This window comes from Sunxiuqinia sp. sy24, from assembly GCF_052677165.1.
In genome coordinates this window covers 28,374-42,202 of sequence record NZ_JBQYLH010000024.1, presented here as the reverse complement: position 1 = coordinate 42,202, position 13,829 = coordinate 28,374, and the positions used below count along the sequence as shown (strand labels likewise).

The 13,829-nt window shown below is 45.8% G+C and carries 6 protein-coding genes; 3 read left to right on the top strand and 3 right to left on the bottom strand.

Going from position 1 to position 13,829, the window contains the following annotated elements; genetic code table 11:
- The first annotated feature begins 49 nt into the window (after positions 1-49).
- The 3 genes from ACUNWA_RS17575 to ACUNWA_RS17565 all read left to right on the top strand — a co-directional run bounded on the left by ACUNWA_RS17575 (position 50) and on the right by ACUNWA_RS17565 (position 5,006).
- Positions 50-2,443: a family 20 glycosylhydrolase gene (locus ACUNWA_RS17575; RefSeq protein WP_445593232.1), complete on the top strand. Its 2,394-nt coding sequence runs from the start codon at positions 50-52 to the stop codon at positions 2,441-2,443.
- A 426-nt stretch (positions 2,444-2,869) separates the two neighbouring features.
- Complete coding sequence (locus tag ACUNWA_RS17570) at positions 2,870-3,745, top strand: AraC family transcriptional regulator (protein ID WP_445593231.1); 876 nt, start codon at positions 2,870-2,872, stop codon at positions 3,743-3,745.
- A 109-nt stretch (positions 3,746-3,854) separates the two neighbouring features.
- Positions 3,855-5,006: an iron-containing alcohol dehydrogenase gene (locus tag ACUNWA_RS17565; protein ID WP_445593230.1), complete on the top strand. Its 1,152-nt coding sequence runs from the start codon at positions 3,855-3,857 to the stop codon at positions 5,004-5,006.
- Between the two features lie 144 nt (positions 5,007-5,150).
- On the opposite strand, the gene ACUNWA_RS17560 is transcribed toward ACUNWA_RS17565, so the two are convergent.
- From ACUNWA_RS17560 to ACUNWA_RS17550, 3 genes are all read right to left on the bottom strand, one after another.
- Positions 5,151-7,469, bottom strand: a complete 2,319-nt coding sequence (locus ACUNWA_RS17560; RefSeq protein ID WP_445593229.1) for a glycoside hydrolase family 95 protein — start codon at positions 7,467-7,469, stop codon at positions 5,151-5,153.
- A 528-nt stretch (positions 7,470-7,997) separates the two neighbouring features.
- Positions 7,998-11,876, bottom strand: a complete 3,879-nt coding sequence (locus ACUNWA_RS17555; RefSeq protein ID WP_445593228.1) for a translocation/assembly module TamB domain-containing protein — start codon at positions 11,874-11,876, stop codon at positions 7,998-8,000.
- A gap of 17 nt (positions 11,877-11,893) precedes the next feature.
- Complete coding sequence (locus ACUNWA_RS17550; protein ID WP_445593227.1) at positions 11,894-13,726, bottom strand: BamA/OMP85 family outer membrane protein; 1,833 nt, start codon at positions 13,724-13,726, stop codon at positions 11,894-11,896.
- Positions 13,727-13,829 lie beyond the last annotated feature (103 nt).

Here is a 13,829-nt window from a genome sequence, read left to right as displayed (position 1 = left end):
GCCTATCTTTGCCTGCTTACGAAATTTTACCCCAATAATTCATCAAATCATGATCAAACAAATTGCTCTCTATGCTCTGAGCTGTATCTTATTTTCAACAACAGCCTATGCAAACACAGTGTCAAGCACTGATTCAACATCAATTGCCCGACTACAAGAAGTCGCTTCAACCATCAAGGTTAACTCGCCCTCCAAAGGCGACCAGTCTATCGGCACACCGAATGTGCCTTCCGATGTTCAGCTCAAACTGGTTAGCTCCGATTGTCTTCCGGTTGTTGCAGCTGATGGCTCAATTGTTTCGCCCCTGGTCGATACCGAGGTGCATCTTTACTATGTATTAAGTGATCGGAATGGAAATAAAACGGACGTTCCCTCCATTTCGGTTCTTGTTCCGGGACGATACCAGAACACGAAGCAATCGAATCCGAAACCTTTTGTTGTTCCGGCACTTCGCGAATGGCTGGGTCAGGAAGGAGATTTCATTGTATCCGAAAAAATGGAGCTTGCCGTAGATCCGAAGTACAAGTCGGAATTGCAAGAGATAGCCGAAACATTGGCCCGCGATTATTCGGAACTGTTGGGCAAAAAAATGACAATCCGCTATAAACTTCCCAAGAAAGGCAACATCTTTCTTACCCTTAACAATGATGAAAAAACCGTAGGAAATGAAGGCTATGTACTGGAGATTAAGGACTGGATAAGCCTTAAAGCCAACACCAGCAAAGGCTGTTTCTGGGGAACCAGAACACTGCTGCAGCTGATGGAACAGTCTGACCGTATTCCAAAGGGGCTTGCCCGCGACTATCCGAAATACGAACGCCGGGGTTTTATGCTGGATGTAGCCCGCAAATTTTTCACCATCGATTTTCTTCGCGATTACGTCAAATTTATGTCGTACTACAAAATGAATGAATTCCAGATTCACCTGAACGACAACGGATTTAAACAGTTCTTCAACCACGATTGGGACAGCACTTATTCGGCTTTCCGCCTCGAAAGCACCACCTTCCCCGGGCTTACAGCCAAAGATGGTCATTACAGCAAAAATGAATTTATCGACCTCCAATTATTGGCTCAGCAATACGGGGTAAATATTGTTCCCGAGATTGACGCTCCCGCACACACCCTGGCCTTCTACCATTACGATAAGGAATTGGGAAGCAAGGAATATGGCTACGACCACCTCGATCTCGACAATCCCAAGACCTATCAATTTATGGATGCTCTTTTCAAAGAATACCTAGAGGGTCCAAATCCAGTTTTCATTGGAAAAGAAGTTCATATCGGAACCGATGAGTATTCGAATAAAGTAGCTGAGAAGTTCCGTGCCTTTACCGACCGGTACATTCGGTATATCGAATCATTTGGCAAACGAGCCCGTGTTTGGGGAGCTTTAACGCACGCCAAAGGAACCACGCCGGTAAAATCGGAAAATGTCATTATGGATGCCTGGTATAACGGTTACGCCAACCCAGCCGACATGATTGAGCTAGGTTACGACTTGGTTAGCATTCCGGACGGACTGGTTTACATTGTACCGGCTGCCGGCTATTACTACGACTACCTTAACGACCAATATTTATACGAAAACTGGGAGCCGGTTCAAATCGGCAAAGCGGTGTTTCCGTTTGGACACCCTCAGATTTTGGGTGGGAAATTTGCGGTTTGGAACGACCACGTTGGCAATGGCATCTCGGAGAAAGATGTGCATCGCCGCGTGTTGAACTCGATGAAAGTCCTGTCACAAAAAATGTGGATGGGCAATAGCATAGCACTTAGCTTCGATGAATTCCAATCGAAAGCTACCAAGCTGAGCGAAGCTCCCGGAGTCAACGTAGCAGGACGGGTAAAATCGAAAAGCGAGCTGGTGCTGCACTATACGTTCAACAAGACCAAAATTCAAGATCGGTCGGCCAATGAATATCATGCCCAAGCTGGTAAAAAGACAAAAGCCGTTTCCAGTAAGAACAGTCGGGCACTGCTGCTGCCCAAAGGGTCGGTTGTTCAATTACCTGTCGATGAAATCGGATACAATTATACGGTAAGCATCACCATTAAACGAGAAAAAGCACTGCCCGGAACTGTGCTTTTCGAATCGCCCAATGCCAAACTTTGGTTGAGTGATGTAGGAACCGGCAAACTGGCGTTCTCGCGTGATGGTTACACCTTTACCTTTGACTATACCGTCCCGGAGAACGAATGGACCACCATCGTCATTGAAGGCGACCACAAAGGAACATCTCTTTTTGTAAATGAAAAACAACTGGAGCGCCTGGAAGGGAAAAAGCAGGAATTTAACGAAGGGAAAGATAAAATCGCCTGCATTCAAACGCTTGTATTCCCACTCCGTCACTTAGGCTCGAAAACGAATAGCGAAACGTTCATGATTGATGAACTAAAGGTTTTCAATTGTAAGCTATCCGAAAAAGAAACCAAGAACTAATTCATTTGCTTATTGCATGCAGCGAGGGCTTACCGAAAGGTTAAGCCCTCATTTATTTTCGGTCAGTTCTCCACAAATCCCACCATAGGAACCCCTACCCCAGCCCCCCCAAATACAAGCATATTCCCTATTTAAATCCGTGTGTGGTTTGATTCATTTTTGATCCTATTTAACGAGATCCGCCTATCAATATTCATTATACGCTTCGAATGAGGTAATAAGGTTTGCCTTATGAGAAATCCATTTGTACGACTAAGGTTTTCAAAAGAATAAGGTTCTTTTAGTCCTAATCGCTTCTAGCACATGCAAACAATCCTTATCTTCACTTTTAACCTTCCCCAACTCAGTTGGGTGCAACAATTGCTTGAAATCGCTCGTTTTAATGGATGTCTAATCTAACTACTGAGGCTTTAACAATAACTTGCAATGGATACAACCCACACACTTGACGACTATTTTAAAGACGGTGCTCCCTGCTTATTATTCAATGTGGAGGAACTAAGCCATACCCCACCGTACGACAACCATTTGGCTCACCGGCACGAGTATTATGAAATTTACCTTTATCAGAAGGGACAAGGAAAACACACCATTGACTTTACAAGCTACGACTACCGACCCGGCTGTGTGTCGGTCGTATTTCCCCATCAGATTCATCAACTTAAATACACCCCCGACTCCCGGGGGCATGTCATCATGTTTAACGAAGAATTGTTTTGCTCCGAAATGCTTCGCAAAGAATTACGAGCCTATTGTGTTGACTTAAAAACAAGGCTCAACCTCCTGAAACTAAGCGAAGCTCAATTCTCCGAAATTCAAGTCCTTTTCCAACTCATCCAATCGGCTTTCAACGATCTGAATGTTCTGGGTAAAGAACAAATCAGGCATTTAATAAAAGTGATTCTACTTAAACTCATGGACTACAGCAAAACCAAAGAACTGTCGCAACAGGAAACATCAGAGTCTGATTTGTATTATTCATTTTCAAATTTGGTCGACCTTCATTTTAAAGAAAAAAGGTTGGTCAGCGAATTTGCCGACCTGCTGAGTACTACCCCAAAAAAACTAAATGCTATTTCCAAAAAGTATGGCGGAATCACCGCTTTGCAGGTTATTCACGAGCGCATTTTCCAGGAGGCCAAACATTTGTTAGCCTTCTCCGGATTGAGCCATAAGGAAATTGCCTACCAGCTCAAGTTTGACTCGCCATCGGCCCTGAACAAGTTTATTCAGAAAAAAGCAGGATGCAGCCCCTCCGACTTACAGAACCGACTAACCCAAATTTATATCAAACAGCACTAAATATATATCGCCTCCTCCTGACAGTCAGGCTACTTTTGCATTCGAAAAACAAGGGAATTCTTCGCCAACCAGAAGAAGCCCAAACGAATTGATTAAAGTAGAAAGTAAGATGGCAAAATTTATTGTTCCTAAAGAGATTTACCATGGACTTGGAAGTCTCGAAAATGTAAAAGAATTAAAAGGCAAAAAAGCTGTAATTGTAATCGGCGGAAGCTCAGTTAAAAAGAATGGTTCACTACAACGAACCCGGGACTTGTTGAAAGAGGTGAATATCGAATCAGTCGTATTCGAGGGTGTAGAAGCCGACCCTTCCATTGCAACGGTCTTAACAGGTGCTCAATTTTTCACTCAGGAACAGCCTGACGTGATCATCGGCTTGGGTGGATGCTCGGCCATTGATGCCGCCAAAGCCATGTGGGTGTACTACGAATATCCGGACTCGAAGCTGGAAGAACTGGCTCAACCCTTTGCCGTAAAACCGCTGCGTAACAAAGCAATCTTTGTCGCGATTCCAACCACCAGTGGCACCGGTACCGAAATTACTGGACTGGCAGTCATTACCGACACTGAAAAGGGGACCAAGTATCCCATCGTGTCGCATGAATTAACGCCCGATGTCGCCATTGTTGATGGTAAACTTTGCAAGTCAATGCCTGCGCATGTTACAGCCAATACTGGCTTAGACGCACTCAGTCACGCCGTGGAAGCATACGTTTCGAACATAGCTGACCGCTACAACGATGCCTTGGCCAAACATGCCACCGATTTGATCTTCAAATATCTTCCAACGGCAGTTAACGAGCCGGAGAATGAGGAAGCCCGCCAGTCCATGCATGATGCATCAAGTATGGCAGGCATGGCCTTCACCAACGTTTGGCTGGGCATTGTCCACTCCATGTCGCACCAACTGGGAGGTACCTTCGGTATTCCTCACGGCTGTGCCAATGCAATTCTGATGCCCAACGTCATTCGTTTCAACAGCCAGGTAACCGACAAGTACAACGAGTTGGCTGCGCTGTTTGGCAAAACAAACGCGGAAGAGCTGGCGCAGGAAATAGCAGTCTTGCGCAGCAAGGTAGGTACCATCTCAACGATCAAGGAATATGGCATCGACGAAAAAGGATGGGCTGAAAAAATTGACCTCTTGGCCGAAAACGCCCTAAAAGATCCCTGTACCTTATTTAATCCACGTAAACCAAAGCTGGAAGAAATAAAAGCTATTTACCAAGCTTGCTACGAAGGACTAAAGGTTAATTTTTAATCTAATCCACAGCGACTTCAACCAAATAATAGGCTATCCCCAAAAAGGATAGCCTATTTTATGATATCCATTCAAGATCTAATCTTGAAACTTATCCATTCATCGCTGTTCATCTTCTTGCCTCAAAAAATTAATCTTACCGAATCAAATCTCTAACAAATAAGTCTGTCCTTTCTCGGTTTCCATTTCAACCAGCTTTCCTTCGTAGCTGATGCGGGCATTATTCCCATTTTTTGAGAGCAGCGACGCTTCAATTAACTTTCCATTTTCCCATTTCATAGCGATTTCAAAGCCACCCCGGGCGCATAAACCACTTACTTCGCCTTCTTTCCAAGAGGAAGGCAAGGCGGGCAGCAACCGTATTTCATCGGTATGACTTTGCAGCAGCATCTCAGCAATTCCGGCTGTTGCCCCCAGGTTACCGTCAATCTGGAAAATATGAGGCGGATGTAAGTCAAACAGGTTTGGGCTTACTTGTTTTTCAATCAGTCGGGAAATGTGTTTATTACTCTCATCGCCATCAAACAAGCGGGCGTAAAAGTTAATCATCCAGGCCCGACTCCATCCGGTTTGTCCGCCACCGGCCGACAAGCGTTTGACCAAGGTTTTTTGGGCCGCTTCAAACAGCTCAGGCGTATTCTTATTGATCTGGTTCGAAGGGTATAAAGCATACAGATGCGAAATGTGCCGATGCCCAACTTCTACTTCTTCGTAATCTTCATACCATTCCTGAATGGTGCCATCCTTGCCAATTTTGATCGTGGGCAACTTTTGAAGCGCCTCGGTAATTAAAGGGGTCAGCCCGTTTGGCTGATTCAATATTTTTTCGGACTGCAAACAAGCGTTGAAAACATCCCGGATAAGCTGAATATCAATGGCGGCCGCCACCGTATTTCGAAGCTTCTTTCCGGTTTTCGGATCAATATAACTGTTTTCGGGAGAGTAAGACGGAGCCGTTACCAATTCCCCCTGTTCGTTCTCCTGTAAGAAATCGAGAATAAACCGCGCCGCACCACTTAACACGGGGTAAGCCTGGTCTTTTAAGTACACCTGATCATGCGTGAATTCATAATGACGCCAAAGGGTGATTGACATCCAGGCACCAGCCATAGGAAAACAATAGCCATTATTAACTTGTGATGCTTTGGTAGAGCCGCTGGCCGTTGTCCGTCCAAACGGATTGGATACATGATGAGCCATCCAACCATCGGTATCCAGAAATTTCGCTGCAGTTACCTGTCCTTTTTCCGACAAGTTTTGCATGAAACCCGATAAAGGGCGCATGGTTTCGCTTAAGTTACAAACGTGGGCCGGCCAGTAATTCATTTGCAGGTTAATGTTTAAATGAAAGTCAGAGTCCCAGGCAGCCCACATCTCTTTGTTCCATATTCCCTGCAAGTTGGCCGGAAGAACAGCCTTGCCGCCCGAACTGGTCAACAGCAGATAGCGCCCATATTCAAAAAACAATTCCGTAAGATGCTTGTCTTCCTTGGTTTCTTTCAGATTTGCCAAACGAATATCGGTCGGAATGGTATCGCCATCGCCAGGAGCAATATCAAAGCGAACACGATTCATAATTGCCGCATGGCTGGCGATATGTTCTGCTTTCGCCGTTTCGTAATCAATTGCCGAAGCCGTTTCAATCGATTGCTCACAAATCGCCAAAGGATCAATCGTCCGGTCAAAATTCATGAGGTCGGCATTATAGTCGGTTGCGGCAGTAACCAGCACCGTAAACTCATCGGCGTTTTCAACAATCAGGTTATTTCCTGCCGAAGTAAGTTCTCCGGTTTTGTTTTTCACCGATACTATTCCCGCAAACTTAAGATGGTAGCCTCCTTCACCCGAGCCTCCCGGATTATCATCATAGCCATTGGGATCATCAAAAATCTGCCCATCAATAATAAGGGAATTCCCCCTAATATATTGCTCGACATCCGTTTCTCGTTCAAAATTCAGCTCACTCGTTACACGTTCACCATTCAGGCTTTTAAAGTGATAGAAAATTGTATTGTACTTGGTTGAAATGAACGATTCGCGAATAAAACGCTTGCCCTGAATCAGATATTGAACCGTGCTAATGCCCATTTGCAGATTCAGCTCTCGCCTGTAGTCCTGTGTATTCTCGTGATTGTTGAATGATATGAACAAATCACCCAGTGTTTGATAAGACCTGATAGAAGTGGGAGAAATGGCCAAGTGTTGCATACCATACTCCAATGCCTGGTCATATTTGCCAGCCAAATTGAGTTCCTGAAATTTAGCGTAATGGACTTTCGCATCTTCGGGTATCGGATCTTCGGGGCAACCTCCCCAAAGCGTTTCTTCATTCAACTGAAGCTTCTCTCTTTCGGGGGCGCCATGTACCATCGCTCCTAATTTTCCATTCCCTAAGGGTAATGCTTCGAACCAATCAGCAGCAGGCTGTTGATACCACAACACACTGTCCGTGTCTCGTTGCATTTGATTGGTTTTACTGCAAGCTGACAATAAGAGTATGGCCAGTACTTGGGTCAATACTCTAAAAATTAGACTTCTTTTTATCATTTCTTTCTCTTTTTTCGGCAATAAATATCAAAAACGGTAACAATCTGTCGGTTAATTTTGCACCCCAAGTTATCAAAACATATTCCAAAGGCATTTGTATAGAAGCCTCTTCGAAATAATTCATTTTCATTCTAAATAATAAAAGTATGTTTCGGTTCTGTTCTGCCTTACGGACAATTGCCTGACTCCCCCACTTCACGGGCAGTTAAAAAGCACGGCCTACGGGGGTTTTGAAATAGAAAACCTAGAACTATCAACATTTTTCTTAACCGTAAAAAACGCCAAGGAAGCGCGAAGAAGTGAACATATGGATCCGTCAACATAGGGACTTATGTACTCAGGACCTGAGAACTAAAACTCCAAATCCCAAAATCCAAACAGTCAAACGCATAAAGTCGAAGAACTGAAAACAGCCAACTGACAACTGTCACAACCACACCGCAGCTATTCTGCATTAAACTTAAAAATCATATCAAACCCACTGTCGTTCGATGAGTTGTTCAGCTGAAAAAACAAGAAACGAAAAAGCTCATATTCGAGTTTCACCTCGTACTTGGCCATGTCTTTCTGGTTGGTTTCGCCAAACCGCTGCTCGTAACTCACAAATAAATCGTTGGTCAGATACTTGCCCACCACCACGGTTGCATTTTCAAAATTGCCTTCACTTTTCACTTCAATGTAATCTACATTCAGCTTATCGCCCAAAAAGTTGGTTAGTTGCGAAGAGAGGATGGAAGCGGCCGCCTGACCAGCCATATCACCCGCTCCGCTTACATTTTCCTGCTGATCCATGGTCAGCTCATTCATGCTTTTACCAAACAGGATGTATGATAAGGCATCTCCCTCACTTACGCTACTGCCATCAAGACTGAAATTCACACTGGGTTCTTCGGCAGTTCCACTGATCATCACACTTAGCTCCTGTTGAATTCGCTCCGCATTCCGGAAATTATAGTTGGCCGTAATGTTCATTTGCGGCATCAGCTTTTCGCCCCCCTGAAAGCTGATGGTTCCCGACTCAATCATAAAGGTACGACCAAATAAATCGTACTGCCCGCGCACCACGTCAACAGTTCCAAACAGCTCAAAGAATTCTTTATGCTTTATAAACTCTAGATCGCCCGACAGTTCGATGTGCATATCTTCATTCTTGATCCAGGTGTTTTTCGGAATTTTTAGCCGCACTTCCCCCGTCAAATTGTCAAAATAGTCGAAATTCAAGCTGTCGATCGCAATGGACTCAACAAGCGTTACAGACACCGAGTCCTCTCTGGCGTGTTCCATTCGTTCCAGCTCGCGGGCAAGAATCGATTGGGGCAATTCCGGTTCTATCATTTTTCCCATCAGGTTAAAAATGGCCGGCAGGTAAATCTCGCTCTTCGGAATATTCAAATCGCCATCAAATTGCACATCCTCTTTGTTTCCTTCGAGGCTGGCCTTCCCCGAGACCTGCATATTGAACTGCTTGTGATTAACCGGGTTGAATTGATCAAACAGCAGTTGAATGCGCGAATTGCTGACATCGCCCTTGTAAAAGTAGGAGCTAAAGCCAATTTGCCCGGAGCCGGTCAGAAGGCCATCCTCCGACCGAATCAACAAAGTATCCAGTAGCACTTCTTCCTCCTGAAAATCGATCCCAAACTTGATTTCGCGGTAATCGACTCCATACTCCGGCATACGCAACGAAGCTTCCTGTAACTGTAATCCTCCCTTCGGATTGGGCGATTCCACCGTACCACTCACATCAACACGCCCTTCAATATACCCCGAAACCTCCTGACCAAAATCCAGCGTTTGCAATACCGCCAGCGGAAACTTGTCGATACTCAACCAGCCCTCAATAGAATCCTTCGTGCTGAAATCAACCGCCATACTGTCCAGTTTCAGGCTGAAGGGGATGGCTCCCGAAAAAGCAATTTCCCCACTATCCTGCGGGACCAGCTGCACATCCATATCGAGCCGATCTTCCGCATAATCGAAGGTACCACCAAAGTTGGTGAACCGATAACCGTTCAGCACCGCATTTTGCAATCCAAAATCGCCTTGCAGCAGCGGAGCCTCCGAAGTTCCTGTTAGCTTCATCTTAGCCTGAATCTTTCCCGATGCCGGCACATCCTGATCCAACAGTTTCAGCAAGCGGGTTAAGTCAACATTACCGACATCAAGCGTAAAGTCCTCTTCACCCTGCCGGCTGATGAGCCCATGCGCCAAAACATACTGACTCGAATCCGTTGTTCCCGAAGCCAGCTTAAACGCATCAAGCCGGTAGTTGACTGAGTCCATCTCGAAAATAGCCGGAGGGTTTTGTAGTTCCCAATGCTCCTGCTCGAAATCAATCCACCAATCAGCCAAGCTGACGCGAAGTTGATCGCTCAAAGCAAGGCCGGCCTGCAAGCCACTAGTCAGCTTATCGGCTGCCAAACGGCCATCCAGCCAGACGGAATCTGGTGAGGCGTCCACTTGGAAAACCAAAGAATCTACCCTTAGTTGGTCCTGAACCAACTCATAAGCCCGAATACGAGCCTGAACCACTGTATCCAACTTGGCAAGCAGGCCGTGCGCTTCTACCTCCATGCGCTGCATGCTCAGGTTTTGATACAACGTATTATTCAATTCAAGGGTTGACTCCATATTCAGCGAATCCACCGTTCCCCAAAGATGGGCTCCTAGTACTCCGTTAGTCGTCAGGTCCTCCAATGGCAAGTAGTTTCTGAATTCATTCAGCCCATCAAACGAAACGGACAGCGTGAGATCTGACTGGGACTGCAAACTGTAGTTTCCTTTTGCTGTGAGCTGCATTTCCTTCGTTTGCATGCGCAGCGAATCAATCTGTAAATTCTCCTTCTCATAAGCCAGCGCAGCCATCATAGTATCCAACTGTAAAGACTGAAAGGTCGATTGCTGCATATAAAGATTTCCTTCAGCTTGCAGACTCTTTGGATCAAATCCCCGGCCTTCAAGATGGGCAGTAATATTCAGATTCGACTGCAGGCTGTCCCTCCCCGCGAGTTGCGACAGGTCTAGTTCTTCAGCTGTCAATTCAATGGAATAAGCTGGATCGTCCAACAGATTTTCAATATCCGGCTTTAGCTGAAAGCTTCCAAAAGCGCCCTCGCCCCGAGCCATTCCTGTTAACCGACCTCCATACAGATCAAACATCAGTATCAACTCATCAACCGGCCGTCCAACCAAAAGCAAATCCCTGAAGTCACCCTCCAGTCTAGCCTCCGCTGTTTTCAGGTCAGTTCCCCGGCCATCCAGCCGAAGCTTGCCATTCACCAAATAGTTTAAGGAAGGATCGCCCAGCCAATGCGCCAAATCAACTTGCTTCAGTTCGCCTTCCAGTTGATACTGAAGAGGGGCATCGATAGGCTCAACTAAAAAAGGCACCAAGTTTGCTGAGTTCAGCTTTAGATAAATTTGCTGATCCCCATCCGACACCTTAAACGTGGCCGAAACCGCGTCTTCCTCGAGCGAAGCGTCCAACGTAAAAACGGGGCTAGCCGGCAAGTTGAAGCCTGCGAGGAAAAACTCAAACTCCTGAAGCGCCAGCGGCTCACTACTCAGGCTGGCAGTTCCTTTCCGCTTAGGCAACTCGACGTAACGTCCCTTTCCATTCAGCTTGTTACGGGCTGTCTTGATATGAAAATCAGTCAACTGAATAGCCTGGGATGTTCGGCTGAATTGAAATGCCAGTTGCTGCAATTCGAACGCAGGTTGACGAGTTACAAACGCCAACTGACTCAACGTTACCTGCTGCTCTTCAGAAGAAAACTTCAAACTCAAGCGAATATTGAGCTGATCAATCCTGCGGGGAATGATGGTATCTACAGCATTAATCCGGATTCGACCGGTCACCAGATTGAAGCGGCCAATTTCAAGCCCAAAAGTACTCGGACTAGAAGTGGCATCGACGTCCTCCGTTGTGGGTTTAAGCAAGTGCTGTACATTCCAGCTGGAGTCCGCTTCCTGCTGGAAATTAAAATAGGGATGACTAATCCGTATCTGGTGTACCTGAAGCTGCCGACTCAACAAAGGCCATAGGCTGTAGTCCAGCGCTAGTTCATCGATGTACGCCAAGGTGTCCTGATCCTGCTTCAGTAAAACCCTTTTCAACTGTAGGTTGGTGAAATAATTCCCCTCCAGAGCGCCAATGGTCAACTGCCCATTGATGGCTGCCGAAATCTGCTCTCCCGCCTCTCGGGCCAGTTTCTGCTTCACGGGCCTGGTCTGAATCAGCAAACCCGCCAGCAGCAAAACCAGCAGGAGTATCAGGAAGAAATATCCCAGCAGTCGCAAACTATATCTGATCACTTTTTTCATGCTTCAGTTCGTTCAATTTAAAAGGCTTGTCCTACACTGATAAAAAACTGGGGACTTCGCTTTTCATTCCAAACCGGAAATCCCAAGTCCAGCCGCACCGGACCAATAGGCGTATCAATACGCAAACCACCACCAGCCGCATAGGCCAGTTCATTCAATTGGTAAGTGTAACCTTGTCGCCATACATTTCCTCCATCCAAAAAAACGACACCACTAAAGCGCCAGAATATTGGATAACGCAATTCAATATTACCCTCCAAAATACTTTTACCACCCAAAGGCGTTCCGCTGTCACGCTTAGGCCCCAGCTCCGAGCGGTTCCAGCCTCGTACCGAGTTACTTCCGCCTGAGTAAAACCGATCTTCAACCGGAATAAAACCGCTGCTGTCGGCCGAGCTGATTCCTCCTGCCATGAGTCGAGCAGCCAGCACCCAATCGCCCAATTCCTGATAATGACGCACATCACCCCAAAGTCGGGTGTAATTAAAATCGCTGCCAAACACATGTCCATTCACCTTATAGCCCATAGACAGCTTAAAGCCCTGCTCAGGTGAAAATTTGGGTTTGGAGTTATCAAAGATTGTACTCAACAATATCCCGGATTTATTATAAGCAAACTTCTCATTTTCCCGGTCAGGTAACTCCACATCTCCAGCCTCAACCTGTTGCTCTACTTTCTCAAAGTAATAGGTTGCTGTGCTGTTCAGCCTGTTGTTAAAACGGTAAGTAACCGGCACATTGATCCCGTAGGTTCGGGTTTCGTAGCCCGGCTCCGAGTTGCGACTGATAAATGGATTGAGCGAGATGGTGCTCCTTTTCCCGATAAACTGAGGTTGAATCCACTTTAAGCTTACATGGTAAGGCTCAAGGGCCGAATGCTTTGCATACAAGTTGATACGCCGGGCACTTCCAAGGAAGCCAAGGTAATTGAGATTCAGGAAAGTCCGAAACTTATCTTCCGTCCCATAACCAAGCCCCAGGCGAGTGCTCAAGCGGGGAGCTTCCTCAACGAAAAGTCGGACAGGAATGGGGCTCTTTTCTGTGGCGGCATCTTTTTGTGGCAACACCGACACGATGCGAAAGAGCTGCAAAAAATAAAGGTTTTCGCGAGTTTCAGACAAGAGTGATTTATTATACAGCTTACCCTCACTGAAAGCCAACTGCTTGCGGATAAATTCTTCATCAACATGCTTATACCCTTCTATTGTTGTTTCTCCAAAATGACTAACCGGTCCGGGATCGACCGAGTAGGAAATACTGGTCCTTGATTTCTCCGGCTTCAAACGCAGATTATAATCAACTTTAACGTATGCATAGCCCAGATTACGAAAGGCGTTTTCCAGCACCTGTAAATCCTGCTTAATCCATTCATCGCGAAAACGCTTCCCCTCCAGAAGCTTCATCTCGCGAAATACTTTTTTAGTCAATGAATCGAGGTTGACCTCCTGAGCCAAGTTATTTCTCTCAATCACCACGCTATCAACCAACACCGGGTCTCCCTCTTGAATTTGAACAGACACCTTAACCGTTTGCTTATTTTCATTGACCTCCAAAGGGTCTAAAAAAATATGGGCATTCAAGAATCCCTCACTTTGGTAAATACGCCGTAAACGCTCCATATCCAGATCGACCAGGCGCTGACTATACAGAAAAGGAGTTATTTTGGTTACCAGCTTTTCCACGTAAGACACTTCTTTTAAGGCCAGCTGATCGAGCAGAAAATCTTCATCCAATGTTTTATTACCATGAAAGCTCACCTTACGCACCTCATAATTCTCCTGCGCAGCCAAGGGCAAACCGCAGACCCAGAATGCGATGAATAGGCAAACAAGCCGAAAGGATTTTATCATATGCAAATACTTCATTCAAAAAATACGGTTTTCTATCAATGATTCGTTCGTTTCCCAAAAACAAGCTTGTTGCAGAATCGTTTAGTCAGCAACGTTCGTAGCC